Below are 26544 nucleotides of genomic sequence, written 5' to 3' on the forward strand. Positions count from 1 at the left end.
CTTTATGTTTTTTCAGCCAGCGAGGCTTCACGCTGTTGTTCTACAACTCTGTTTCTTCGTGCTAGTTCATCTCGTGCATATTGAGATTTTTGATGATTAACATCAATCATCCACTTCAAAAAGCTAACGGGCAATTGGGTGTAAGGTTCACCTTGGTGTAGTCCAAAGTCACAAATAGTCGTGTTGTTAGTCATTATATTTACTCCTATCACTTTGTGAGTTGATAATAACAAAAAAAAAGTGATTGATAAGGGGCTTTTTAAGTACCTTGCTAGGTTTAAAATTTATTAGAAAGAGTAACCGTGATGCACACTAGGGCACTCAGGCAATTAACTACCCATAACATGTTTAAAATTAAAATGTAAACAGTTGTAATTATGGTGTAATCGATTTGCTATGAATTGTAGCGTTAAGTACTTATGTATCGATTTATAAAATGAATAACACTACTCTATGACGCCTAATGACAATAAAAAGTAGGAAAAATAATGAAGAAGCTTATCTTAGCGTCAATTTTAACTGCAGCAAGTTTTTCAAGCGTAGCAACCATAGTCGAAATGCAGACGAGCCAAGGAACGATAGAAATTAACTTGTTTGATCAACAAACACCTAAAACAGTAGAAAACTTCCTAAGTTATGTTGATGATGCCGCCTACAATCAAACGGTTATACATCGCTCTGTTGATAAGTTTGTTATTCAAGGAGGGGGATTTACTTTTTCTGATGAAATGGATCCAATTACAACCAAGCCTGCGGTAATAAACGAACCTGTTTATTCAAACGTTAAAGGGACAATTGCTATGGCAAAGCAGGGCGGTAATGAAAACAGCGCTACTAGCCAATGGTTTTTTAACATGAGTGATAATAGCCAAAACTTAGATTTGCAAAATGGTGGATTTACAGTATTTGGACAAGTCACTGCGCAAAGTCAAGAAACCTTAAATAAAATTGCTGCCTTAGTTCATTGTTCTCAGGTGCCATTAGTTGGTGTTACTAAAGAGCAATGTTCAGATGAAAACTTAATCATTAGTAATGAAAACTTGGTATCAATTCAAAGTGTGGTTGTGCTTGATGATGATCCTAATTCAGCACAAAACTTAACACCAAAAGAGAATACATTAATTGATAACGTTGAAGTTACACCACCAAAAACGTCAGACTCTAGTGGCAGTATGGCATGGTTATTAGGTGCACTATTGCTAGTAGCACCTCGCTTAAAACGTGCTAAGTAAACTTTAAAAAAATAACGGCGAATTACTAAATTCGCCGTTATTTTTTAGTTTAAAAGTACACCCAGCAATAGCAAAAACCACATTACAAATACAGATAAGCAGCCTAGTAAAAATACTCTAAAACGGGCTCTTAAATGATTACTACCAAGGTGAATGAGGCTATGAATAATGCGTGTGGCTACAAATATACACGCCAATACTGCGATAGGGACACTTGCCATATTAAGCTGTAAAGCAAGTAAACATCCCGCATAAAAAAGCACAGGTATTTCAAATTGATTGCTAAAATTACGATCCGCTACTCTCACATGATCGCCTGCATTATCGAGGCGCATAGCAGCAAAGTCGCTTAACTGTATTTGTTTATTTTTAGCCGCTGCAAAACGACGTTTTCCCATAACCACCATAACAACTAATGAAAGTGTTACCTGCACAAACATGGCCATTATTATTATCTTTTCCATAACTTACCTTATTATTTTCTTTGAGTATTCGATTGTTATTCACAATGTGTTACATAATTAAGTGCTAATTAGTAGCATAGTATTAATTGATAGTGGTAGTTTATAGCTGATTTAGTCTTTTTAAAACGCTAATACCTTATTCTACGATAACGGATAAAACTAAAATGAAACACATCATCGGCTTAAGTGCAATTGCACTAGCAATATTAAGCGGTTGTTCAAATACCGCCACTCTTTCTCAATCACCACAAACCTCACTTTTATCACCAACGCTCGTTGTAAGCCCTAACGATAATCGTGAATATAAAACACTAAAGCTTGCTAACGATATTGAAGTGATTTTAGTCTCTGATCCAAGCGCAGAAAAATCAGCGGCTTCACTTAGTGTAGGTGTAGGTCTGTTACACGACCCAATGAGCCAACAAGGCATGGCGCATTATCTAGAACACATGCTGTTTTTAGGTACTGAGCGATACCCAGACACTAAAGGGTACTCCGATTTTATGACTAAAAACGGCGGCGCGCATAATGCTTACACTTGGCTCGATATTACTAACTACATGTTTAAAATTAATAACGATGCGTTTGATGAAGGCTTAGACCGCTTTTCAGACTTTTTTAAAGCCCCTAAGCTTTACCCAGAATACACAGAAAAAGAAAAAAATGCAGTAAATGCTGAATGGTCAATGCGTCGTGAAATGGACTTTTTCGGCCAATTTAAACTTGCACGTAAAATGATGGGTGAACATCCGGCTAACCGATTCTTAATTGGTAACCTTGAAACCCTAGGCGATAAAGCTGATAGTTCATTACACAAAGAAACGGTTGATTTTTATAATAAATATTACTCATCAAATATTATGAAAGTGGCGCTGATTTCGAACTTACCAATTTCAGAAATGCAGAAAAAAGCACAAAAATACTTTGCTGACATTGAAAATAAAAATATTGAAAAGCCAAGTGTTACAGCTAGCTTAGATTTTGATAATGCCGGTGGTAAACGTGTTTTTTACTCACCAAATGAAGACGTAAAACAATTACAACTCGATTTCACAATTACTAATAACCAAAATGAATTTGCAGTAAAACCTAATCGCTTTGTTGCCTATTTACTTAGTAATGAAATGCCAGGTAGTCCAGCGCAAATATTACGTGATAAAGGTTGGGTATCTCAGTTATCAGCCTCTGCCTCTCCAAATCAATATGGCAACTACGGTTCTTTGAACGTGAATATAGAGCTGACTGATGAGGGTATGAAAAACCGCGAATCAATTGTCGCGACAATCATGCAATACATTGACTTGATTAAGCGTGAGGGCGTTAATAGTAAGTACTTTAATGAAATTCGCACCTCTTTAAATAATCAGTTTAAATTTTTAGAAAAGGGTGATGAGTTTAACTATGTCAGTGCGTTGACTCAAAGCATGCAAGATTACCCGTTAAATCATGCGATAAACGCACCGTACTACTATGCTCAATTTGATGCTGATGCGGTGAACAATGTACTTAAGCAACTTAATGCCGATACACTTCGAATCTGGTATATTTCTCAACAGGAAGATACAGATTCTGAGCTGCATTTTTACGATGGCAAATATAAAATTAACGATATTAGCGATGCAGAAATTGCCAGCTGGGAAAAACCAAGTGATTTTAATTTAGCATTGCCAAGTGTTAACAATTTACTACCAGAGAGTTTTGCTATTAAAACGCAAGCTTTTAAAGAGCAGAAGCATCCTGAGCTTAGCTATGATAAAAACGGCGTAAAAATTTGGCGCCAAGCAAGTCAGCAGTTTGCAGAGCAGCCTAAAGGTTTAGTTGAGGTGTATATCAACACGCAAACAGGTTTGCATGATATTAACTCAACCGTACTTTATTCTGTTTGGGCTGATCTGTATAACACTCAATTAAGTCAGTTACGAACTGAAGCTGCCATTGCTGGCATGAACGTTAATTTAAGCTCAAGTAATGGGTTGGTGCTATCGTTAAGTGGTTTTACCGATAAACAAGATATTTTACTTAAAGAAGCGTTAGCTGGGTTTGATGCTGAAATTTCAGCACAAGCGTTTAATCAAGCGATTGACCGTTATCAGCGAGATTTACTGAATCAACAAAAACAGTTCCCGTATGCACAGGCATTTGGTGAGTATTCAAAGCTGACTCGTACTGGCAGTTTCGATACAGAAGCGCTAATTAAGGCTGCAAAAACACTAACGCTAGCTGATTTACACGCTTTAAAGCAAAGCACCTTAGCGAATAATAACTTACGTGTATTTAGCTACGGTAACTACAACCAAAAAGACATTGATGCTATTGCTGCTGAGTTAGCGGCTATCTTACCAAGCAAACATACTCAAACGGAGTTTGCACGCAGTAAAGCGTGGTTACCGCAACCGGGTGAAGCGCGTGTATTACACAAAGATATTGATGTCGCCGATGTAGCTGTGGTCGATATGACCATTCACCCAACTCCTGGTTACAAACAAAAAGCACAGGCAGCTGTATTGCAAGGTCACTTTAGAACAATCGCGTTTGATAAAATGCGTACTGAAGAGCAACTTGCTTATGCAGTAGGCGCATTAGCGCGTCCGATTGAAGATTACTCAGGTATTGGTTTATTTATCCAAACACCAGTGAAAGGGCCGAAAGACATTCAAGTGCGCTTTGACAAGTTTAAAAAAGAGTACGCTTCTGAGCTTAATGCCATGAGTGAGGAAACATTTGCACAGCTTAAAAATGCAACTTTGGTTTCGTTAAAAGAACAGCCAAAGAATTTAAGCGACGAAATGAGTCCATTGATTAACGATTGGTATCGTGAAAACTTTGATTTTGATTCAAGACAAAAATTAATTGCAGAGGTGGAAAAAGTCACGCTTGCTGATATTAAAGATTACTACCAGCAAACAATGTTAAACCCAAAAGCAGCACGTTTAAATGTGCAGCTACGCGGCACTAAGTTTAGTGATAGCGAGTTTGCTGATTTGCCAAATCAAACTAAAGTGACGAGTTTAGATGCTTACTACAGCGATATAAAATTGCAAAAGTAAGTTTGAAATTACTCTAAAACCAAAAAACCCAGTCATTGTTGACTGGGTTTTTTTAATGTCGTTAAATTATAGTATTGAACACCAAGGAGTTATTTTGAATATTGCTTTTAAAACTGAACGTTTACTTATACGCTTCGCACAAATAGCAGATGCGGCGGAGTTAGTTAAGTTAGTTAATCAGGCCAACTTTATTAAATACATTGGTGATAAAGGTATTTACACTTTAGACGACGCTAAAAAATACATCAAAGACAGTTTTATATCTGCCCACAAAGAACACGGTTTTGGGCCTTATATAATCACACTTCATGATGAAACGGTTATTGGTATTGTTGGTTTTTATCAGCGAGCGACTATGCAACATCCCGATTTAGGGTTTGCGTTAAAAGACGGCTTTGAAAAAAAGGGATATATTTTTGAAGCAGCTACAATACTTTTAAATAACAGACATAAATTAGGTATAAAAGATGTATGCGCAATTACTTCAACGGCTAATTTAGGATCTCAAAATGTACTATATAAACTAGGTTTTACTGAGGTGGGCAAGGCATTCATCAATGCTGATAAAACCACCATCAAAGTGTTTATTTATGATTGAGTCTTGTTTTTTCAATTTCTTTTGCCGCAAGAATGTTGATTTGTTGCCACATTTTTTCAAGAGTCGCCACCAATGAATCATAGCCATCATCATCGATTGGCATAACAGATGAAAAATTATGGATGCTTAGTAAACGTCTACCTGATTCTGGGTGAGTGTAGTATAAACGCCATAGCCCTGAAATATCTGCATTACCTTGCAGATCACCGTTAAAGTGGTGTAGTTCGTATTCTAATTCGTAAAATGTTTGTTGCTGTTGGTCGGTAATGACCGGTAACCCTTTAATAACCATCCAGTTGGTCATGGTATTAAATAATGTTTGCTGCGCGCTGGCACTCAGCATAACATCTGGTGATTCCCCCCATAGATGATAATTAGCAGCATGAATTTGATTACTATCTACTTTCATCGCAATACCCCGATTATTCAATGCCCCTCTTAAGGTAACTGTTTGCACTCTGAGTTGTGCCTGTGTATCTTGCACATTACGAGAAGAGTCATTAATGGGTTGCTCAAACTGGTAATATTGAGTTGCAGTTTGAATAGCCGAACTACAACCACTGATAAAGAGCACACTTGTTAAAAGTAAAAATAGTGCTTTCATTATTGTTTCCTCGGTTGCGGGTCACTAGGCAGTGACTTATCAAAAATGAGCATGTTAGGCTGTTCGTTTAAACCACGAGTAAGTGGTTGGAATTCTTCAGATAAACGTTTAATTTGTAGCAGTGTTTGTTCAAGCTGGTGATGCATTTGAGATCCTGCTTGGTAGCTTGCCATTGTTTTATCAAATTGACGCATGGTTATTTCAAACTGTTCCATGCTTTTGGTTATTTTTTCGAGATTACGATTAAAGTCACCGGGTAAATTTTGGGTATCAGGTTTACTTAATAATATGCGCATCTCGCTGGCCAATGCCTGATACTCGCTAAAGGTTGTTTGCATTTTTGCCAAGCTGTCTTCAATTTTTAAATTATTTACTTTATTCAGCACATCAGACACTTGGTCAGCAAGCACGGTTATCCCGCTCGATACACTAGGAAATACATCATATTGAGCAAGCTTTTTAAGCTCGCTTTTAGAGGTGTCGGTATAAAAGTCAAAATCAACATAAACTGCACCGGTTAACAAATTCCCTGGCTTTAATGATGCCCTCATACCATTTTTTATCCATTCGATTATGCTTGATTTCCAATACTCTTTAGCTAAGGCGTTGTTGTGGTATAAACGTCCATATTCGACTTTGATCAATACAGGGACAGCGGTGTTTTTAGCACGAAAGTGAGCGGGTTTGCCGTCTATTATTACGTTCGCGGGAGCTTCAACTACAGTACCTATGCGTGTACCGCGATATTCTACTGGCGCACCTACACGTAACCCCCGAATGGATTGTTCAAATTCGATAAGGTAATAATCAAAGTCATAAAAGCGCTCTTCTAGAGCTTGTTTGTAACTTTGACTTAAAGAAAAGCTATGACCGTCTTTTGCCAAATCGCCGGGAGCTTGCTGGTCAGGTAAACCGACAGAAATACCACCTTTTAATAACTTGCTCAGTGAACCGGTGTTAATATTTATGCCATCAGCAGAAAGATCTATTTCTATTCCTGAGTTAACCCAAAAAATAGAGTTTAAGGTGATCAAGTTCTCGTAGGGAGCTTTAATAAAAATACCGTATTGCATTGCTTGGTTTTTCCAATCAAAGGTGGCGGTTTCTATTTGGCCTATTTTATAGTTTTTAAAAAATATGCCAGTACTCACATCGAGTACTTCTGCATTGTAACTGAGCAACTTAAAGCGTCCACCTTGTACATCTTTGCCTATTAATGCAGGCTCTTCTTGAAGTTTAAACTGCTTCTTTAATTGTTTGCTCTCGCCTGGTGAAAACTCTAAATAAACCCCTGAAAGTAAAGTACTCATACCAGTAATGCCGGTTTCATCTATGCGAGGTTTTACAACCCAAATGCTGGCATCTTCGGTAAGTAAATTATCGTAATTTTTATCTATTTGTGCCCGAGCTATTACGCTGTCTTGGCTGTCGGAAAGGCGTATATGATCTATTTGACCTATTTTTACACTACGCACTTTAATTTCTGTTTTACCAGCAATAATGCCCTCGGCTTGCGGCATAGTGATGTAGATTGTTTGCCCTTTATTTAATTGATACTGATAAAGCATCCAAATACCAACAAATAAGGCAACCGCTGGAATAATCCAAATCGCAGAAATCCGTGTTTTTTGTGCTACGTTGGCTGTTTTAGTCATGCTTTATTCTCTGCGTTTTTATTTTTAGGTGAATCCCACAGTAAACGAGGGTCAAATGCGTGTGCTGCCATCATTTGGCATAATACCATAACAGTAAAAAAGACGATGCCTAAACCAGGTATAACCGACATTAAGTTTCCTAACTGCACAAGGGCGACTAATATAGCCACAACAAATACATCAATCATAGACCACTTTCCTATAAATTCAGTTAGTTGATACACTTTTGTGTAACCTTTTGTATAAAGGTTGGCGGGCTTTGTAACCATAATGCACAAAAAACTTAAAATAAGCGCCTTGGCTAATGGCACCACTACACTTGCAAAAAATATAATCAGCGCAATAGGGTATGAGCCACTATTCCATAAGGTAATTACACCGGAAATAAGGGTTGCAGGAGTTTCATCCCCTAGGCTAATAGTGTACATAATGGGCAGTAAATTTGCTGGGATATAACAAATAAGTGAAGTAACTAACCATGCCGCTGCCTTTTGTACGCTGTAGGGGTTTCTTAAATATGTTTTACTATGACAACGAGGGCAGGTGGATTCGATACTTAGTTGGTGGCAAACATGACAGGCTTTTATATTGTCATCTATCGCACGCTCTATGCCAGCACTACCTTCAAGTCGAGTTGCAGGGCTTACCTGAGACCATAACCGGGCACGATTTAACCGTGTTAACGCACTAACATATAAAACTACAAATCCCACATAGGCAAAAAAGCTAGTGCCAAAACTAACATCAGCTAATGACATTATTTTAACCATACTAACCAAAACACCAATCAAAAATATTTCTGACATGATCCAAGGTTCAAGTGCCAGGGTAAATTTTAATAGTCTTCTTGCAATTGCTTGCGGAAGTGTTTTAAGTGCTCCTAAGTGCAATGGGATTAAAATAAGGAGTAAGCTCATAGGTAAAATAATAATGCTGATATCAATAAATAGGCCAAGTAGGTCACTATCATAATTAAATAAAATACGAGCAGCGTCAGGTAGGGTAATCGTTTGGGTAATACCGTTGCTACTAAAAGAAATAAATGGATAAAACATACTGCTGAGCAACATCAGCAGTGCGCTGAGGCTCAGGGCGACTATTTCGATGTCATTATTAACATTAATACCGCGAATCTTATGGTTGCAGCGCGGGCACAGTGCGACTTGCTTTGCATCAATGTCGGGAATATCAATGATAAGATCACAGCTTGGGCAGGCAGTTTGCAAAATGTTAGCTTATAGTTAATTCAATAATTTAAATATTGCTATAATTAATAGCTAAATACAAACACTGCGGCTAAATTACTAACAATATAATAAGAAAAGTAACCCCAACAACTGAAAATAAAAACGGATTAGGTGATAGTGTGAAAGTGGTATTTTTATTAGCCTTAGTGTGTTTATGTGGCGATAGCTTGGCCTTTGTTAAAGGTATTAATCAGCAGCGAGTTACTATTGCTGCTAACCCTACAGTTGCACCTTATGTAATAAGTGAAAATGATTCAGGTATTCAGCTCGAGATTGTAAAAGCAGCACTTAGTAACCAAAATATAAATAAGGTTGATGTGCAATATATGTCAAATCAGCGTGCCGATGCCTTATTGAACCGAGGGCATGTCGATATTGCATTAAATTATTCGGGTATTTTAATTACTGGCATATATCGAAGCCAATCTGTTGTCAGTTATGAGAATGTAGTGGTGAGTCTTAAAAAGAGTAACTTCACTATTAATACGATTTACGATCTGGCCACTAAAAGCGTTTTAGCATTTCAAAACGCACCCGCTTATTTACCAAAAGAGTTTGGCCACAACTTAGAGAACTTGAGAGGGTACGAAGAAGTACTTAATCAACAAGCGCAGATTCACCATTTAATGGCAGGCTGGGTTGATACGATTATTCTCGATAGACGCATATTCCTTTACTACTTAAAGGAATATCAAAAAACCAATGCCACAAAAGATTTTGTTATCCATGCTATTTTTCCATCTGCGGCAAGGCCTGCGTATTTTAACGATGATTTGCTGAGGCAGCAGTTTGACAAAGGCTTAGCCAACATAATTCAAAGCGGTGAATATCGCACCATAATGCTTAATTTAGATAAACAATATACCCAGCGCGACTTCACTCGTTTTTAGTTGTTAATCAAATAACGCCACGGTTTGGCGAGTTAAGGCTATAAGCTCTCCTGATTGCGACCAAATACAGCCATCTTCAAGACCATACCCATCTTTTGAATGATGAGTGATTGCTTCAAACCCCAGCCATTCACCTGGCGCTAAGTTAGGCGCTTGTACAAACTCTAAATACCACGACATGCTACTTGCCGGTGCTGGTTGTTTAAACATTTGCAGCAATGTTGGCGGCCATGCGTCAGTAAGGGCAATAACATGGGCTTCAGTAATTTCTTCTGGCGTATGTTTAAAACGCATCCAACCACCTAAATGAGAAGTCTCAGCACTGCTAAACGGCATGGCTCCTTGTTGAGGACACAAATCAACATGTTGAAAAAACTCTGGCATTTGCCCAGGCACAAACCCTAAGCAGTGACGTTCGTTCACAGGGTGTAAGCTTAGCGACTTTGATACCGGTACATTAATTGATGAATTACGATTTTTAGCAAAACAGGCCTGCACAATTACGCATACTGAATCATCCTGAATTGCTTTGGCGAGCACTTGGGTGCTGCTTTTCCCTTCACGTAATATTTCTACCGACAAAGAAAATGGCTTTTCAGCCAACAAAGGGCCTACAAAGTTTGTGCTTAAAGAAAGCAGTCGTCTTGTTGAATCAACTTTATTGCGCATTGCTTGATAAAGAAGCGCCGCAGAGAGTCCGCCAAAAGCCGTTCTACCTTGGCACCAATTAGCAGGGAACTGCATAGTATTGGTTTCTGGGCCTGTTTTCTGACTTACTTGAGAGGCGAGTTGTAATAATTGTTCAAAGTGCACAAATAATGTCCTTTTGATGTTATTTACTAAATTTATATCACACACAAACTCATCAGACCAGATAATAAAGGTCCTCTTAAATAACAAAAAATGAGCAATCCTTACTCTTTTTAGGGTTATTTAGTAAATAAATTAAAAAAAATGAATTTTTTTTCATTTTTACAGTTGAATTAAGTTTGTAGCATCCCTATTAACTAGTCATCGAACGTATTAACGAATTTAGAAGTTGGAGAAGATTCATGGGTAGAATTATTGGAATCGATTTAGGTACTACTAACTCTTGTGTTGCAGTACTTGATGGTGACAAAGCACGTGTTATTGAAAATGCGGAAGGCGATCGCACAACCCCGTCTATTATTGCTTACACGCAAGACGGTGAAACGTTAGTAGGTCAACCTGCAAAACGTCAAGCGGTAACTAACCCAACAAACACATTGTTTGCAATTAAGCGTTTAATTGGTCGTCGTTTTGAAGACGAAGAAGTACAACGTGATATCGGCATCATGCCTTTCAAAATTATCAAAGCTGATAATGGCGACGCATGGGTTGAAGCGGGCGGCGAAAAACGCGCTGCACCACAAATCTCTGCTGAAGTACTGAAAAAAATGAAGAAAACAGCTGAAGACTTCTTAGGTGAAGAAGTAACTGAAGCGGTAATCACAGTACCAGCATACTTTAACGATTCACAACGCCAAGCAACCAAAGATGCTGGCCGTATCGCGGGTCTTGAAGTAAAACGTATTATTAATGAGCCAACGGCTGCAGCGCTTGCATACGGTATGGATAAAAACCGTGGCGAAAACGTAGTAGCGGTATATGACTTAGGTGGTGGTACTTTCGATTTATCAATCATTGAAATTGATGAAGTTGAAGGCGAGCACACATTTGAAGTTCTAGCGACTAACGGTGACACTCACTTAGGTGGTGAAGATTTCGATAACCGTGTTATCAACTACCTAGTAGCTGAATTTAAGAAAGATCAAGGTATTGATTTACAAACTGACCCACTTGCTATGCAACGTGTTAAAGAAGCAGCAGAGAAAGCAAAAATTGAGCTTTCATCAGCACAATCTACAGAAGTAAACCTTCCGTATGTAACCGCTGATGCGTCAGGCCCTAAGCACATGAACGTTAAACTAACACGTGCTAAGCTTGAGTCACTAGTTGAAGACTTAGTAACTAAGTCAATTGAACCGCTTAAACGCGCACTTGCTGATGCTGACCTATCTGTGAACGATATCAACGATATCATTCTTGTAGGTGGTCAAACTCGTATGCCACTTGTTCAAAAAACAGTAGCGGAATTCTTCGGTAAAGAGCCACGTAAAGACGTTAACCCTGATGAAGCAGTTGCAGTAGGTGCAGCGATTCAAGGTGGTGTACTTGCTGGCGACGTGAAAGACGTACTATTACTAGACGTATCACCATTATCTCTAGGTATTGAGACGATGGGTTCAGTAATGACGGCACTGATTGAGAAAAACACCACGATTCCTACTAAGAAATCGCAAACATTCTCAACAGCAGAAGATAACCAGTCTGCGGTAACCATTCATGTGCTACAAGGTGAGCGTAAACGTTCAAGCGACAATAAATCTCTAGGTCAATTTAACCTAGAAGGTATTCGCCCAGCACAACGTGGTACACCACAAATCGAAGTAACATTCGATGTGGATGCTGACGGTATCTTACATGTATCTGCTAAAGATAAAGACACAGGTAAAGAGCAAAAAATCACTATTCAAGCATCTTCAGGTCTAAGTGACGAAGAAGTTGAAAAAATGGTTCGTGATGCAGAAGCACATGCTGAAGACGATAAAAAGTTTGAAGAGTTAGTAGCTGCACGTAACCAAGCTGACGCACTTGTTCACGGTACACGTAAACAAATTGAAGAAGCGGGTGATGAATTACCAAGCGAAGACAAAGAAGCGATTGAAGCGGCTGTTGTTGACCTTGAAGGCGCTATTAAGAGCGACGACAAAGCAGAAATTGAAGCTAAAACACAAGCACTTGCTGAAAAGTCTCAAAAACTAATGGAAATTGCCCAAGCTAAAGCACAACAAGCGGGTGGTGATGCCGGTGCAGAGCAACAACAGTCTGCTAAGCAAGACGACGATGTTGTTGATGCAGAGTTCGAAGAAGTTAAAGACGACAAGTAATTGTTACTAACGCTTCTCGCTAACCGAAAACACTATGACTACATTGTGTGTTTAAGTTAGGATGAACACCTGAGGCGCGTAGGCTAAAGCTTAACGCGCCTTTTGCATGTAAGAGATGCAAGTAAAGTGCTTTAAAAATTCAATGATAAATCGATATGATTTATCGGTTTGTCCAGCAGCTAGCGCTGCACATAGAAAAGAGTAGTGTGATAGATATGTCAAAACGCGATTATTACGAAGTCCTCGGCGTAAGCAAAGATGCGAGTGAGCGAGACATAAAAAAAGCGTATAAACGCTTAGCGATGAAATATCATCCAGATCGTACCGCCGGTGATAAAGACCTTGAAACCAAGTTTAAGGAAGTAAAGGACGCTTATGAAGTGTTAACTGACTCGCAAAAACGTCAAATGTATGACCAATACGGCCATGCTGCCTTCGAACAAGGTGGTGGCGGTGGTCACGGTGGCTTTGGTGGCGGTCAAGGTGATTTTGGTGATATTTTTGGTGATGTATTCGGTGATATTTTTGGAGGCGGCGGTGGCCGACGCCAATCTCGCCAGCAGCGTGGTTCAGATTTACGTTACAACATGGATTTAAGCTTAGAAGAAGCGGTTCGTGGTAAAGACGTTGAAATTAAAGTACCGACTTGGGTTAGTTGTGACCCGTGTGATGGCAGCGGTGCCAAAGCGGGTTCTAAGCCAAAAACATGTACAACATGTCACGGTGCTGGCCAAGTACAAATGCGCCAAGGCTTTTTTGCCGTACAACAAACATGTCCAACATGTCATGGACAAGGTCAAATTATTTCAGATCCTTGTAACAAATGTCATGGCCAAGGCCGTGTAGAGAAAACCAAAACACTATCGGTAAAAATTCCAGCAGGTGTTGATACAGGTGACCGTATTCGTTTATCTGGCGAAGGTGAAGCTGGTATGCACGGCGCACCAGCAGGTGATTTGTATGTTCAAGTGTCAGTTCGTGAACATAAGATATTTGTTCGTGAAGCGAACAACTTATACTGTGAAGTGCCTATTAGCTTTACTACAGCAGGCCTTGGCGGTGAAATTGAAGTGCCAACATTAGATGGCCGTGCGAAACTTAAAATACCTTCAGAAACACAAACGGGCAAAATGTTCCGTATGCGTGGTAAAGGTGTTAAGTCTGTACGTAGTGGTGCTCAAGGTGACTTAATTTGTAAAGTGGTGATTGAGACACCTGTGAATCTTAACGAGCGTCAACGCGAGCTGCTTACTGAACTTGAAGAAAGCATGGGCAAAGATAGCTCAAAAAACCGTCCAAAAGAGCAAGGCTTTTTTGATGGTGTTAAAAAGTTTTTTGATGACCTAACTAAGTAATTATTAGGGTTAACAGAACTTAGGTAAAAACGGCGCTTTTTTAAGCGCCGTTTTTTTGTTTAATATGGTAAGTTATCAGAAATTTATTAAGGACAATATCAGATGACCCCTGCTATAGAACAGCTAAAAAAATCCCGAATTAAATTTGATATACTCAGCTATGAGCACGATGTAAACAATACTAATTACGGCCTTGAAGCAGTTGAAAAGCTAAATCTTAATAGCGCTCAAGTATTTAAAACGCTGGTGTTAGAAACCTCAGAACAACAACTAATTGTTGCTGTGACGCCAGTTGCTCAGCAGGTTAGTTTAAAGCAATTGGCTAAGCTCTGCGCAGTAAAAAAAGTAATGCTGGCAGAGCCGCAAAAAGTACAGGCAAGTACAGGATATATTTTGGGAGGCGTTAGTCCTCTTGGACAAAAAAAGCGCTTAAAGACCTACATACACTCAAGCGCATTAGACTTTGATACTATTTATGTGAGCGCAGGTAAGCGAGGACTTGAAATTACACTCAGCCCAGCATGCTTAGCTGAGCTTATTCAGGCTTCGTTTGGTAATTTCTAATGCTGACTTAATTATCAAACTTGTGTAGTGTAAATAAAACTGATTATTTGCTTCAACAGCTTTAGTTAACTAATGTAAATACTACCTATAGCAGTTTTTGTTAATTCATTTTAATGAAGATTTGTTTGCACCTACTTTGGTTAATCATTCGTATGAGAATATTAGTTGTTGATGACATGCCATTAATGCGTCATGTGCTTATTAATATGTTGAGGCAGTTAGATTATAAAGACATTGTTGAAGCAACCGATGGTCTGCAAGCGTTAACTATACTTAAAAATCAACTTATAGATTTGGTTATAACAGATCTACATATGCCAAAAATGGATGGCCTTACCCTACTTGATGCTATTAGAAAGGATACTGAGCATGCTCAGCTCCCCGTACTTATGGTGACTTGTGAAGACAGCTCTGAGACTGTAAAAAAGATAATTAATGCAAAGGTATCAGGGTTTATTATAAAGCCCTTTAGTATGAATGTGCTGTCAGCTCAATTAACACGTTTAGCTAATAAAGTTTAATCGCACAATATTTTTAATCTAACTACCTAATAAATATAACTCTGATTATTAATTCCTACTCCCATCAATTTCTTTTCTATCATGTGATAGCATATGCTATTAACTAATCAAAAAGTAATGATTGAGGAAGTATGGCTAAGCCCAATAAAAAAGGGCCTACAAAAACGGTCGATATATTTTGTTCTGCGTGTAAGGCACCGTTATTCAAATACCGTAAAGGGGGTAAAGGTGCTTTAGTAAAATGCTTTATAGAAAGAATAACCCAAGATCACACCCATACTGAATGCGTATGTCCAGGCTGTGAGCGGCCTTTTGCTCGCCCAACGACTATAAGAGGGACTGCAGCTTATAAAATGATAGGTGGTAAAGTCACTTTTAAATAAAGTAGCTATTTAATCCAAACTATCAAGAGGCGGACATAAGCCCTTGTATGCTTTTTTTTCACTGGTAAACTTCGCTGGTTTTGCTGTTTCAATGATTGAAAAAAACCCTCCCCATGGATTGGGCCAGTCAGTTGGGTTTTAAAATGGAAAAGGATAGACGTGTGATTGCACTTTTATTTGATATTGTTGGTATGAGTGGCACTTTTTTAGTGGTTGGTTCGTTTTTTTTACTGCAACTAAATAAAGTATCGCCAAAAAGTTTGACGTATAATTTAATGAATTTAAGTGGCGCTATTTTGTTACTTATTAGTCTTTGCTATAACTTTAACTTAGCGAGTTTTGTAATTGAAATATTCTGGATCGCAGCCTCATTAATTGGTTTGTATAAGTACTTCAAAGACAAGCCAGCGCTTGCAAAAGCGTAGATTAAGCTAAAACAGCATCCCCTTGCAGGGAATTAAACCGTGAAATATTTTTAGTTTCACGGTTTTTTAGTTTTAATACACTTGTTAACAAAAAGTTTCTTCTGCAAAGACCTATAAATCGATACAATAGTGGCTATTACTTATTATTGGCACCTTGGTGTCATAGGCGTTTATGTTCTCCATCCCTAAAAAAATTATTTTTGCTTGTATTCTGTTAGTGCTGTTATTAGTGGTTACATTTTCATTTGGCCGTGCTTATGATTTAGGCCAAGCTAAAATTCAAGCTGACCAACAGGTCATTCAATTAAATAATTATATTGATAATGAACTCGCGCGCTTTGCAGCTATTCCTCAGCTCCTTACCGAAAATAATTTATTGATTCGTTTTACTAATAATGAATCACAACACTTCAATGCAATTAATAATTACTTGGCTGATATTCAACAAGCCAGCGGTGCCTCAGATGTATATATACTAGATACTCATGGCGACGTTATTGCCAGTAGCAACTGGCAAACCGACTATACGTTTTTAGGGAGCAACTTTGCATTTCGGCCTTACTTTAAACAAGCTTTTGCCGGAGAAAAGGTCGCCTACTTTGCTCTTGGACAACGCTCGAAAGAGCGCGGAATATACTTCTCGCAGGCTATTTACCAAGATGGCAAAGCCATTGGCGTTGTGGCACTAAAAATTAATGTCGCTAAATTTGAAAACGATCGTTCGTTATTAAATACTTCAAAAGGCAGTCATTTTTATTTGCAGCTTGCGGATAAAATTATTGCTATGTCGGATGAGCCAGCATGGCGTTTAAACACGTTTACAGAGCTTGATATTACTACACGCCGCGATATTAAACAGCGCCGTGCTTACTTAGATCACCAACCGTTACAAATAAAGCAGCAGCGCTACAAAAGTCAGGGCATTGAGCAATTTAAAATTGCTAAAGATGAATATGTTGCCGCTTCAAGACCACTGACACACCTAAATGCAACGATGACGGTATTGGTTGATATTTCAAGCATAAATGCATTACAGGTGCCCAGATTGTTATGGCTGGTGTTGTTTTATTGGGTATTTATTTTTGTCGGATATAGCTTATTGGCACGCTTTGCCGGATATAAAAAATTACTGTACTCGCGTCACAGTTTAGAACTTGAAGTATTAGAGCGCACCCAAGCGCTTGAAAAAGCGCAAACAGCACTAGTACAGTCGGCAAAATTAGCCACAATAGGGCAACTAAGTGCGGGTATTAATCATGAAATTAACCAGCCACTGAGCGCCATGAACACTTATTTGGCAAGCGCTAAAATTTTCCTCAAAAAGGGGAAACTCAATGCATTAAGTGAAAATTTAATTATTATTGAGAATTTGGTAGAGCGGGTGCATAAAATAGTGGCGCAGCTTAAACACTTTAGTAAGCCGGCGACAATGCAATTGCGACCACATCCACTGTCGGCGTTACTAAACAATGCGTTGATGATCACCCACCCGCAACTTAAACAAGACGATGTTAACGTCAGTGCTCCGCAGTTTTCGCAAGAGATCACGGTGTGGGTTGATGCATTAAAATTTGAACAAGTACTGGTTAATGTGATCACCAATGCGTCACAAGCAATGAAAGGTGAGCCTAAACGAGAGCTTAGTTTCGATGTTGAGTGTTTTGAGGAGCGCGTTAAGCTTTCTATTTTAGATAGTGGTCCAGGTATTGAACACCATGTGCTGGGATCTATTTTTGAACCCTTTTACAGTACCAAGTCAAGTAATGGTTTAGGGCTGGGCTTATCAATATCAAAGCAAATTATTGATTCATTTAATGGTTACTTAACGGCGCACAATCGCCCTCAAGGCGGTGCACAGTTTATTATTAGTTTATCAAGCATAGAGGCCCCAAAAAATGATTGAAGCCGTTGTTTGTAAGCAAGTGGTTGTTATTGATGATGAGGCGATGATCCGTGATTCGTTAAATCAGCTTTTAACCCTCGAAGGGTATGAGGTGCAGTGCTTTAGTGATGCAAGTATTGCTTTAAGCCGTTTAAGTCGCAATTTTTATGGCGTTGTCCTCAGTGATATAAATATGCCAACTATGGATGGTTTAACTTTTATTGAGCAGGTAAAAGCATTCGACAGTGAACTTCCGGTAATATTTTTAACAGGTTATGCCGATGTTTCTGTAGCGGTTAGAGCAATGCAGTTAGGTGCTTATGATCTATTTGAAAAACCCCTGAACGAAAATTTATTAGATTGCATTGCTAGGGCCTCAGACAAACGTGCTTTAGTTATGGAAAACAGAGCTCTGAAGCGTGCGGTTGAAAAGACCTCCGCGCCCGGTGTGCGCATTTTAGGCGAGACCCTTAAAATGCAGCACATGATGAACTTACTCAACACAGTGATTGATACACCCGCAGATGTATTAATTGAAGGTGAAACTGGAACAGGTAAAGAATTGGTTGCCCGTTACTTACATGATCATAGTAACCGTTCAAGCTGTCAGTTTGTGGCTATTAACTGTGGCGCGGTGCCTGAGCAACTAATAGAAAGTGAATTGTTTGGTGCTGTTAGTGGTGCATATACCGGCGCAACACAAGATCGCAAAGGCAAGTTTGAGTTTGCACAAGGCGGCACGGTTTTTTTAGATGAAATTGAAAGCACTCCCTTGTCACTACAAGTTAAATTACTTCGGGTGCTTGAAGAGCGAAAAGTTACCCCCGTGGGTGCAAATAAAGCCATTGACCTTGATATTCGTATTGTTGCGGCCACCAAGGTCGATTTACTTTCGTTGGTAGAAAAAGGTGAGTTTAGAGCCGATTTATATTATCGATTGAGTTTAGTTAAAGTGAGTATTCCCGCATTAAGAGATAGAAAAGCCGATATTCCTTTGTTGTTTAAGCACTTTAGCTCTATTGCGGCCACTCGTTTTCATAAACCTTTAGGTGCGCTTAATATTGAGTTACAACAGCGCCTACTTGCGCACGACTGGCCTGGCAATGTACGTGAATTAAGAAACCAGGCTGAACGAGCGGTATTACTTGGCCCCGATCTGGCTTTCGCACAGAGTGACTCAAGCAGTAGTGGCTCGTCGTTATCATTGGACTTAAGCCTTGTAGAAAAGGTCAGCTTTTATGAGCAGTCTTTAATTGAAGAAGCCTTAGAGCTTAATCATGGCAGTATTAAAGACACCATGGCAACGTTGCAAATAGCGCGTAAGACTCTCTACGATAAAATGAATAAATATAACCTTAATCGAGATATGTTTACCGATTAGTGGGTGGAAATGGTGATAGTAGGTATTTAAAGTGTGTGGAAATCCGCACATTTTAAGGCCTCCCATCATGGTTTTGCTCCTTAAGTTTTTGAAATTTATTGTTATTATCTAGTTGGTCATGTTCTTGCTCTACAGTTGTAGACAACAAGTAACATCACACAATTAGGATACATAATGAAAAATAATCTATTCCAAGGCTCAGTACTTGCTGCGTTATGCAGTGCTGCCACACTACCTGTAACAGCGTTTGCTGCAGATTACACTGTGTACGGTAAAGCCGAAGTACAAATTGCCAACACCGATACTGGCATAATGCGTTACGCTGATGAAGGCACACAAATTGATGCCCCTTTCTCGCGTATTGGTATTAAAGGGGACCATAAATTAAATGAGTATTTTACTGCGGTATTTAAATACGAGGTTCAAGTAAAAGGTTTTGAACACGACGATACCAATGAGCCTTTTGCAGCACGTAATACTTACCTTGGTCTAAAAGGGGCGTTTGGTGAAGTAGTCGTAGGGCGAAACGATACGCGTTTTAAATACTCTGAAGGCAAGCTTGATAACTTTAACGAAACCCAAGCTGATATTTCACAAGTTATTGCCGGACAAGACCGCTTAGGCGACACCATTACCTATACCTCTAAGTACTGGCACAATGCACAGTTTTCATTTACCTATGCGCCAAAAGATGACAACAAAGATAATGAAGCTGGATTTGCGGCAACCCTGATTTATGGTGACCGTAGTTTAAATAAAACACCTTACTCTATTTCAATTAGCCATGTTGACTCGCTTAATAATATTAAAGCAAGCCGTGTTGTAGGCGTGTATAAATTTGAAAAGCTAAAATTAGGTGCGTTATACCAACATTCAGAATCAATTGATGGAAGTAAGTCAGGGAATGGATACGTGTTAAGCGCAAGCTACAAGCTCGATAAATGGGTTCCTAAAGTACAATTTGCAAAAGATGATTCAAAATTGCGCCAAGCATCAGACGCTACTCAGTGGACTACTGGTGTAGACTACATCTTTGACAAGCAAACCACGGCTTACCTTTTGTACACTGACCTCGACCTAGAAGAAAATGCTGATAACAGTGTTGCACTTGGTCTTAAATATAAATTTTAAAGGCTGTTAATATGACAAAACGTATTTTAGAAAATAACGCCAATAAAAAGCCGTTTATGCAATGGCTGTTGTTGTTACTTGGTCCATGTGTAATGTTACTGACCTGCTTAGTTGAGCCGCCAGTAGGAATGTCGGTTGCTGCTTTTAAAACTGCAGGCTTAGCATTTTGGATGGCGTCGTGGTGGGTAAGTGAAGTTGTGCCCATTCCTGCTACCGCATTACTTCCTTTAGTGATTTCGCCTATTGTAGATATAGCGGCTATAAAAAGTGTTGCAGCTCCTTATGCGCATCCATTGATCTTTTTATTTTTAGGCGGTTTTTTAATATCAATTGCTATGGAGCGTTGGGGGTTACACAAGCGTATTGCATTAAGAACTATGCTTTATGCAGGTAAAAAACCAAGCTTACAAATTTTAGCCATGATGTTAGTGACTGCATTTTTATCAATGTGGATGTCTAATACCGCTACCGCAGTAATGATGTTGCCTATTGCCTTATCTATCACTCATTTAGTTAAAAGCTCAGATCCTAGTAATGAGGGGTTTGGTAAAGCACTTTTACTATCTATTGCTTATGGTGCGAGTATTGGTGGTATTGCTACTTTAATTGGTACTCCTCCGAATGCATTAATGGCTGCATACCTATCAGATAGCTACCAGATTGAAATTGGCTTTGCCCAGTGGATGATAGTTGGTGTGCCATTAGCACTTGGCATGTTAATCATCAGCTGGATTTGGCTAACTAAGTTTACCTACAAAGTTGATGCGAATGTACAAGCAAACAAGCGAATTGATACTAAAGCGGTATTCTCTTCGCAGCTAAAAGAATTAGGTGAAATGCAACGTGCTGAAAAGGGCGTGTTGTTTGTATTTGCGTTTGCAGCTATTTGTTGGATATTTAGACCATTACTAGGCGATTTAACCGGCCTTAAAATTTCAGATACGGGTATTGCTATTGCAGCCGCATTACTTTTATTTGTACTACCTGCTAATAAAGGCAGTGATGAGCGAATTTTAGATTGGGAAAGTGCAGCCAAAGTACCTTGGGGTGTGCTGCTTTTATTTGGGGGGGGCTTGACGCTAGCCTCGCAAATTAAATCATCAGGATTAGCCGATTACATTGCCAACATGATTGAGGGTGCCAGTGCAATTCCTTTAGTTATGAGCATTCTTGTGGTGGTGGCACTCATTACTTTCTTAACGGAAATTACCAGTAATACGGCAACAGCCGCAGGCTTTTTACCCTTACTAGGCCCAGTTGCTGAGTCAATAACTGGCAGTCCGTTAGTGTGGGTTATTCCAGCTGCGATTGCGTGTAGTTGTGCGTTTATGATGCCAGTAGCCACACCACCCAATGCGATTGTGTTTGGCTCGGGTGAAATTAAAATGAAAGACATGATCCGTGCTGGCTTTGTGTTAAATATTGTCGCTATTGTTTTAATTACTTTAGTAACAATGACCATAGCAGCTCAGGTTTTTGGCTTTTAATAGCTTCCCTCTAATTAGCTAACAAAACAGATAACCGATGCACACAAAAGCAGTGCATCGGTATGAGTTCCAACCAACCTTATGAGTGTTTTTGCAACGCTTTTCATTATGTTGCAAAATCACTCTTTATTGCTCGTGTAACAGATCAAGGTTATAGTCTTGAAAACGTTATAAATCGAGTAGCCTATTTTGACCACTGATACATTATCTACAGGGACTTTGCGTTCACAATTTAATGAACTAAAGCACTCTTTTGAAGACACCCCTTACTTACCCATTGAGCAACGCCTTGCTTTACTTAAGCAAGTACGCGCTAACATTGTAACGCTAGAGCAAGATTTAATTGCTGCAGTATCTAAAGATTTTGGTTACCGAACGGCCTTTGATACCTTAGTAGGTGATATTTTGCCCACCATGCAGGGGCTTGCACATATTATTAAAAAGTTACCTCGCTGGTCTAAGCCTAGTCATCGCAGCGCGGGGTTAAGCTTATGGCCCTCAAAAGTAAGTGTAACCTATCAGCCTATTGGCGTGGTGGGTGTGATTGCACCGTGGAACTATCCTATTCAATTGGCATTGGTACCGGTCATCACCGCGATTGCAGCGGGCAACAGGGTTATGCTAAAGCTCAGTGAATTTACGCCTAATACCAATGCGGTTCTTGAAAAAATATTTATAGGTGAATTAAGCCAACACTGCACCATTATTCAAGGTGGCAGCGAGGTGGCGAGTGAGTTTTCATCATTACCCTTTGCACATTTATTATTTACTGGCTCAACAGCGGTCGGTAAGTTGGTGATGGGCGCAGCGAGTAAAAATTTAACACCAGTCACTTTAGAACTAGGCGGAAAATCGCCAGTCATTGTGTTAGAAAAAGCAGACGTAAATAAAGCCGCTCGTGCTCTATTATTTGGCAAAATGGCCAATGCAGGGCAAATATGTGTGGCTCCTGACTACGTATTTGTTCCTAAAGCACTAGAACATCAGTTTATTAAAGCTTTGTGCACACTTTATAAAAAGCACTTTAAGCAAGGTGTTGAAGGGAAAAACCTGACCTCTATTATTAGTCCAGCTCATTATCAACGTCTGCTAGGTTATTTAGAACAAGCACAACAACAAGGCGCTAAAATAACAAAGCCACTTGAGCAAAATCAACAAGATGCTGAAAAACATCGGATGGGTCTGCATATTGTGACGCATGTCACCGACGAGATGCAATTAATGCAAGAAGAGTTATTTGGGCCTATTTTACCGATTATGAGTTATGACAAATTAGATGATGCGCTTAATTATATTCGACTACGCCATCATCCATTAGCGGTCTATATTTTGGGCCAAGACAAGCAAGCGCAACAGTACATTATTAAGCAAACACTTAGCGGAACCGTTGCCGTTAACGATACATTAATACAAGTAGCTGCCGATGATGTACCATTTGGCGGGGTGGGCCATTCAGGAATGGGGCATTATCATGCTAAAGAAGGCTTTTTAACCTTTAGCCATGCAAAAAATACCTTAGTATCAGGCTCGTTTAATCCGCGTATAGGTTTATTACTTAAACAAAATAAATTACTGATCAAAGTGCTAAAGTGGCTTTATGTAAAATAGCCTGTAGTACTTAAAATAAAAAAGCTGAATGAATCACTTCATTCAGCTTTTTTAGTTATTCTTTTGGCTTAAAACACTCGCCCTTCACCCGCATAAGTACCCGCTAAAATTTTATTATAAATAGCATCGGCTTTTTCTTTAGCCTCAGCGACTTCCTTAGGGAGCATAGTGCGTTCATCAAGTTTACGACTGTGACTAGCTTGCATATTACCGTTATACTCAGCAATGGTATTCCACACATACGACATTTCAAGGTTTTTTGGCATTCCTAAGCCTTCGAAATACATCAGTGCTAAATTAAATTGTGCAAGAGTGTAATTATTTGCGGCGGCTTTTTCATACCATGTTCTGGCGGCTTTATAATCTTGGCTCACGCCATCGCCGTTGGCGTACATTACCCCTAAATTATACTGTGCAGCAGGAAGGTTTTTATTGGCTGCTTTCTCAAATAAGCTAATAGCCATTTGTTTGTCTAACTTTACGCCATTGCCTTCGTCATACAATACTGCAAGTGCAAACATCGAATCTACATGATTCTTTTTAACTGCTTGTTGATAAAGCTCTGCAGCTTTGTAGTAGTCGCGAGTAACTCCATGTCCGCCCTCGTACAACTTACCTAGTTCATAAATACCTGGGGCATAGCCTTTGTCTGCAAGGTAATTAAACTCTTTTAGTGCTTCCTCAAATTGCCCTGCGTTTGCAGCTATTATGCCTTCCTCAAGCCCTGCATAAGCATAAGGTGTAGCAAGTATAATGCCCGCAAAGAACATTGCTTTTAAATTAGACTGTGACATATGCATGTCTCCAAATTAGTTATCGTTGTTGGTAAGCATCATAACGATTAATCATTTACTTCTTACTCGAGTAGCTAATAAATTATGAGCTAAATCAATAACGCCAACGTTTATAAATTAGATATACAAACGTATTAACAAGTAGCTTTAACTATAGCTCAAAAATTCTAAACTTAAGCACATAGCTATGATATAAATTGCGTTAGCTTGCGATTCTATAGAAAAATGAAAAAAATAAAAGCAAGCAGTAGCTTACATAATTACTTATGATGATTTTTGGCAACCAAAGCATCATACAACGGGGTCTTTTCATGTTAAATAATTTAAAAAATATAAAACTAGGCAAAATTATTTTTATAACCAGTTTGTTATTTATTACCAGCTGTTCAACGACATTTGCCTATAACAACCTAGGTTGGTTATCGTCATTTTGGATAGATGATTACGTTGATCTTAATAAAAGCCAATCTAAGCAGTTAAAAGCGATTATTAACGACACCCGAGATTGGCATCGTGAAGTTGAATTACCAAAATATAAAGCCGATTTACTCGACCTAAGACAATTGCTAAACAATGAAGCCGATACTGCGCAGTTGATGGATAAAATAACCCAAGTGAAGCAGCATTGGCGAAACTTGCTGTTGCATACTAGTGACCCTTTAATTGAGTTAGCGCTGACCTTAACCCCATCACAGCGAAGTGAAATGGTAGAAAATATTCGCGAGCAAATTAATGACGAAATCCAAGAGCACGCTTCATTAACTAAAGAGGAGCACCAACAACAACGCTTAGAGAGGCAACTAGATTACTACAAGCAGTGGCTTGGCAAACTCACTTCTGAGCAGCAAACGCTTATATCACAAGCCAATAGTGGGCATATCTCTACCAGTGATTTATGGTACGACTATAAATTAACTCGTTTAGCCGCACTTGAAGCCCTTTTTAGCCAGCAAACACTTAGCGAGGCAGACTTTACCCAGCAATTACACACCATTATCACTGAGCGTGAGCAATATATGAGTAATGAGCTGCTTGAGCAAAATGAACAAAATTTAAAAGCTTATGCGCATTTGCTACTCAAGTTAAATAAAACGCTGAGCGTTAAACAGTTAGCGCATGTTGACGAAGAATTTGCAGATTTAGTGGGTACTGTTAATGACTTGCTTACAGATTGAGGTTGTTTTCTAGTTCTTTTTACTTGTTTTTACTGGCTTATTTAGCTGAAAATTGTGATTTTTGCATTTCAGGGGTATTATAAGCCATCAAAAATATTTTAAGTTATCCATGGATATAGCTGCTCTTAATAGTACAAAAACGCTACGCAAGCACGTTCTTAAATGGATGTGTATTTGCTTTGGTTTTTTGTCGTTGGTGTTTGCCGTTTTTAATTTATCAGTAAATAATTTACACCTTGTTGGTGGTCTCGAAGTCGGCTTTTCCTTATTATGCTTGTATATTTTTAAGCACTCACAAAAACACTACCCTAAGCGCTGGCATGCCATTATCATGTGTTTAGCCATCTCTTTAATTGTGTTGTGCGGCACTTACTTAGCCCCCCTTAAAAACGGTCTGTTTTTATGGACATTTATTTTGCCTATTCTTTATTACTTACTACTTGGTAGGCGTTATGGGTTAATTTTGTCTGCGGCATTACTTTTTTTGCAGTTGATGGTGTTATCTCAAAAACTGCCACATTCATCGTTTTCAGCTTTTAACATAGGACTTAACTTATTATTCGTATACATAAGCATATGGGCCATATCTCATGTTTTTGAAGGTAATAGAGCTGATTTTTCGAAACGTTTAAAAAATTTAGCGTTACTCGATCCCCTAACCGGTGCTGGTAATCGTTTATCAATGAACCAGTATTTTGAAGTAGAGCTCAGAGATAAATCTCAACTTTACTTATTTTTACTCGATTTAGACTACTTTAAACAAATTAATGATCAGTATGGGCACGAGGTGGGCGATAAAGTGTTGGTTGAGCTAGCAACATTATTGCGTGTCACTTTTGCTAAAGGGTATGTATTTAGAGTGGGAGGTGAAGAGTTTTCACTAATGAGCAATTTTGATAGCCCGCAAGCAGCCTTAGCAATGGCAGAAAAGTTAAGACTCGCAATACAAAATAAGCACATCATTGCCAATGGTGAAACCATTAAGTTAACCGCTAGTATAGGCGTTGTTCAATACCAGCAACAAAGCCTTAGTGAACTAATAGACTTGGCTGATAAACAACTTTATAAAGCCAAAGAAACTGGCCGCAACGAGGTCTGTACTGATATTTTAGTGCATGGTTAAGTTTAG

General features: G+C 39.0%; 24 protein-coding genes. 17 read left to right on the forward strand and 7 right to left on the reverse strand.

Features of this window, described 5'->3' with window-relative positions:
- Nucleotides 1-2: 2 nt before the first annotated feature.
- Nucleotides 3-194: a hypothetical protein gene (locus AN392_RS04385; RefSeq protein WP_010389030.1), complete on the reverse strand. Its 192-nt coding sequence runs from the start codon at nt 192-194 to the stop codon at nt 3-5.
- Nucleotides 195-488: 294 nt separating this feature from the next.
- Between AN392_RS04385 and AN392_RS04390 the strand changes: the two genes are divergently transcribed.
- Nucleotides 489-1232: a peptidylprolyl isomerase gene (locus tag AN392_RS04390; RefSeq protein WP_055011955.1), complete on the forward strand. Its 744-nt coding sequence runs from the start codon at nt 489-491 to the stop codon at nt 1230-1232.
- 44 nt (nt 1233-1276) lie between these two features.
- Here the strand turns inward: AN392_RS04390 and AN392_RS04395 are convergent, their stop codons facing one another.
- The gene (locus AN392_RS04395) at nt 1277-1696 is read right to left on the reverse strand and encodes an MAPEG family protein (protein ID WP_041709321.1); all 420 of its coding nucleotides are present in this window, start codon (nt 1694-1696) and stop codon (nt 1277-1279) included.
- Nucleotides 1697-1860: 164 nt separating this feature from the next.
- Between AN392_RS04395 and AN392_RS04400 the strand changes: the two genes are divergently transcribed.
- Both AN392_RS04400 and AN392_RS04405 read left to right on the forward strand, forming a co-directional pair.
- On the forward strand, nt 1861-4743 hold the full coding sequence (locus tag AN392_RS04400; protein ID WP_055011956.1) for an insulinase family protein: 2883 nt from the start codon (nt 1861-1863) through the stop codon (nt 4741-4743).
- Between the two features lie 94 nt (nt 4744-4837).
- A complete protein-coding gene (locus AN392_RS04405; RefSeq protein ID WP_055012071.1) occupies nt 4838-5341 on the forward strand; it encodes a GNAT family N-acetyltransferase in 504 nt (167 codons plus the stop codon).
- On the opposite strand, the gene AN392_RS04410 is transcribed toward AN392_RS04405, so the two are convergent.
- Genes AN392_RS04410 through AN392_RS04420 form a run of 3 tightly spaced genes read right to left on the reverse strand, consistent with a single transcriptional unit; the run spans nt 5328 to nt 8826 of the window.
- On the reverse strand, nt 5328-5945 hold the full coding sequence (locus AN392_RS04410; RefSeq protein WP_010389022.1) for a PqiC family protein: 618 nt from the start codon (nt 5943-5945) through the stop codon (nt 5328-5330). The two genes, AN392_RS04405 and AN392_RS04410, sit on opposite strands and share 14 nt — an antisense overlap.
- Complete coding sequence (gene pqiB, locus AN392_RS04415) at nt 5945-7600, reverse strand: intermembrane transport protein PqiB (protein ID WP_055011957.1); 1656 nt, start codon at nt 7598-7600, stop codon at nt 5945-5947. Before pqiB ends, AN392_RS04410 begins: the two co-directional genes overlap by 1 nt.
- Nucleotides 7597-8826 carry a paraquat-inducible protein A gene (locus tag AN392_RS04420; protein ID WP_055011958.1) on the reverse strand — a complete coding sequence of 410 codons (1230 nt, stop codon included), beginning with the start codon at nt 8824-8826 and terminating at the stop codon, nt 7597-7599. Before AN392_RS04420 ends, pqiB begins: the two co-directional genes overlap by 4 nt.
- Before the next feature lie 140 nt (nt 8827-8966).
- Between AN392_RS04420 and AN392_RS04425 the strand changes: the two genes are divergently transcribed.
- Entirely contained in the window at nt 8967-9737 is a 771-nt protein-coding gene (locus AN392_RS04425; RefSeq protein WP_055011959.1) for an ABC transporter substrate-binding protein, read from the forward strand.
- Nucleotides 9738-9740: 3 nt separating this feature from the next.
- Here the strand turns inward: AN392_RS04425 and AN392_RS04430 are convergent, their stop codons facing one another.
- Nucleotides 9741-10550, reverse strand: coding sequence for a thioesterase family protein (locus AN392_RS04430; RefSeq protein ID WP_055011960.1), 810 nt, complete (start codon nt 10548-10550; stop codon nt 9741-9743).
- Between the two features lie 239 nt (nt 10551-10789).
- Here AN392_RS04430 and dnaK point away from each other — a divergent pair, with 239 nt between their 5' ends.
- From dnaK to AN392_RS04485, 11 genes are all read left to right on the forward strand, one after another.
- Nucleotides 10790-12709, forward strand: coding sequence for a molecular chaperone DnaK (gene dnaK / locus AN392_RS04435; protein ID WP_010389017.1), 1920 nt, complete (start codon nt 10790-10792; stop codon nt 12707-12709).
- Nucleotides 12710-12924: 215 nt separating this feature from the next.
- Nucleotides 12925-14064: a molecular chaperone DnaJ gene (dnaJ, locus tag AN392_RS04440; RefSeq protein WP_055012072.1), complete on the forward strand. Its 1140-nt coding sequence runs from the start codon at nt 12925-12927 to the stop codon at nt 14062-14064.
- 102 nt (nt 14065-14166) lie between these two features.
- Nucleotides 14167-14628: a Cys-tRNA(Pro) deacylase gene (gene ybaK, locus AN392_RS04445; RefSeq protein WP_055011961.1), complete on the forward strand. Its 462-nt coding sequence runs from the start codon at nt 14167-14169 to the stop codon at nt 14626-14628.
- 152 nt (nt 14629-14780) lie between these two features.
- A complete protein-coding gene (locus AN392_RS04450; RefSeq protein WP_010389013.1) occupies nt 14781-15149 on the forward strand; it encodes a response regulator in 369 nt (122 codons plus the stop codon).
- A gap of 131 nt (nt 15150-15280) precedes the next feature.
- Complete coding sequence (locus tag AN392_RS04455) at nt 15281-15532, forward strand: hypothetical protein (protein ID WP_055011962.1); 252 nt, start codon at nt 15281-15283, stop codon at nt 15530-15532.
- 161 nt (nt 15533-15693) lie between these two features.
- Nucleotides 15694-15957, forward strand: a complete 264-nt coding sequence (locus AN392_RS04460; RefSeq protein WP_010389010.1) for a CBU_0592 family membrane protein — start codon at nt 15694-15696, stop codon at nt 15955-15957.
- A 172-nt stretch (nt 15958-16129) separates the two neighbouring features.
- Complete coding sequence (locus AN392_RS04465) at nt 16130-17860, forward strand: ATP-binding protein (RefSeq protein WP_010389009.1); 1731 nt, start codon at nt 16130-16132, stop codon at nt 17858-17860.
- A complete protein-coding gene (locus AN392_RS04470; RefSeq protein ID WP_055011963.1) occupies nt 17853-19220 on the forward strand; it encodes a sigma-54 dependent transcriptional regulator in 1368 nt (455 codons plus the stop codon). The genes AN392_RS04465 and AN392_RS04470 overlap by 8 nt, the downstream gene beginning before the upstream one ends.
- A 174-nt stretch (nt 19221-19394) precedes the next feature.
- The gene (locus AN392_RS04475; RefSeq protein WP_055011964.1) at nt 19395-20351 is read left to right on the forward strand and encodes a porin; all 957 of its coding nucleotides are present in this window, start codon (nt 19395-19397) and stop codon (nt 20349-20351) included.
- Between the two features lie 11 nt (nt 20352-20362).
- Nucleotides 20363-21838, forward strand: a complete 1476-nt coding sequence (locus AN392_RS04480; RefSeq protein ID WP_055011965.1) for an SLC13 family permease — start codon at nt 20363-20365, stop codon at nt 21836-21838.
- 189 nt (nt 21839-22027) lie between these two features.
- Nucleotides 22028-23446, forward strand: coding sequence for a coniferyl aldehyde dehydrogenase (locus AN392_RS04485; RefSeq protein ID WP_055011966.1), 1419 nt, complete (start codon nt 22028-22030; stop codon nt 23444-23446).
- 68 nt (nt 23447-23514) lie between these two features.
- On the opposite strand, the gene AN392_RS04490 is transcribed toward AN392_RS04485, so the two are convergent.
- Nucleotides 23515-24240, reverse strand: coding sequence for a tetratricopeptide repeat protein (locus tag AN392_RS04490; protein ID WP_055011967.1), 726 nt, complete (start codon nt 24238-24240; stop codon nt 23515-23517).
- Nucleotides 24241-24551: 311 nt separating this feature from the next.
- Between AN392_RS04490 and AN392_RS04495 the strand changes: the two genes are divergently transcribed.
- A complete protein-coding gene (locus AN392_RS04495) occupies nt 24552-25415 on the forward strand; it encodes a DUF6279 family lipoprotein (protein WP_055011968.1) in 864 nt (287 codons plus the stop codon).
- A gap of 109 nt (nt 25416-25524) precedes the next feature.
- Entirely contained in the window at nt 25525-26538 is a 1014-nt protein-coding gene (locus tag AN392_RS04500; protein WP_055011969.1) for a GGDEF domain-containing protein, read from the forward strand.
- Nucleotides 26539-26544 lie beyond the last annotated feature (6 nt).

The organism is Pseudoalteromonas sp. P1-16-1b (genome assembly GCF_001401785.1).
Lineage (GTDB): Bacteria > Pseudomonadota > Gammaproteobacteria > Enterobacterales > Alteromonadaceae > Pseudoalteromonas > Pseudoalteromonas undina.

Coding starts and splice junctions, on each gene's coding strand:
- AN392_RS04500 (WP_055011969.1), top strand. CDS start 25,525: ATGGATATAGCTGCTCTTAATAGTACAAAAACGCTACGCAAGCACGTT.
- AN392_RS04480 (WP_055011965.1), top strand. CDS start 20,363: ATGACAAAACGTATTTTAGAAAATAACGCCAATAAAAAGCCGTTTATG.
- dnaK (WP_010389017.1), top strand. CDS start 10,790: ATGGGTAGAATTATTGGAATCGATTTAGGTACTACTAACTCTTGTGTT.
- AN392_RS04400 (WP_055011956.1), top strand. CDS start 1,861: ATGAAACACATCATCGGCTTAAGTGCAATTGCACTAGCAATATTAAGC.
- AN392_RS04455 (WP_055011962.1), top strand. CDS start 15,281: ATGGCTAAGCCCAATAAAAAAGGGCCTACAAAAACGGTCGATATATTT.
- AN392_RS04470 (WP_055011963.1), top strand. CDS start 17,853: ATGATTGAAGCCGTTGTTTGTAAGCAAGTGGTTGTTATTGATGATGAG.
- AN392_RS04490 (WP_055011967.1), bottom strand. CDS start 24,240: ATGTCACAGTCTAATTTAAAAGCAATGTTCTTTGCGGGCATTATACTT.
- AN392_RS04475 (WP_055011964.1), top strand. CDS start 19,395: ATGAAAAATAATCTATTCCAAGGCTCAGTACTTGCTGCGTTATGCAGT.
- AN392_RS04465 (WP_010389009.1), top strand. CDS start 16,130: ATGTTCTCCATCCCTAAAAAAATTATTTTTGCTTGTATTCTGTTAGTG.
- pqiB (WP_055011957.1), bottom strand. CDS start 7,600: ATGACTAAAACAGCCAACGTAGCACAAAAAACACGGATTTCTGCGATT.
- AN392_RS04390 (WP_055011955.1), top strand. CDS start 489: ATGAAGAAGCTTATCTTAGCGTCAATTTTAACTGCAGCAAGTTTTTCA.
- AN392_RS04450 (WP_010389013.1), top strand. CDS start 14,781: ATGAGAATATTAGTTGTTGATGACATGCCATTAATGCGTCATGTGCTT.
- AN392_RS04495 (WP_055011968.1), top strand. CDS start 24,552: ATGTTAAATAATTTAAAAAATATAAAACTAGGCAAAATTATTTTTATA.
- AN392_RS04395 (WP_041709321.1), bottom strand. CDS start 1,696: ATGGAAAAGATAATAATAATGGCCATGTTTGTGCAGGTAACACTTTCA.
- dnaJ (WP_055012072.1), top strand. CDS start 12,925: ATGTCAAAACGCGATTATTACGAAGTCCTCGGCGTAAGCAAAGATGCG.
- AN392_RS04385 (WP_010389030.1), bottom strand. CDS start 194: ATGACTAACAACACGACTATTTGTGACTTTGGACTACACCAAGGTGAA.
- ybaK (WP_055011961.1), top strand. CDS start 14,167: ATGACCCCTGCTATAGAACAGCTAAAAAAATCCCGAATTAAATTTGAT.
- AN392_RS04410 (WP_010389022.1), bottom strand. CDS start 5,945: ATGAAAGCACTATTTTTACTTTTAACAAGTGTGCTCTTTATCAGTGGT.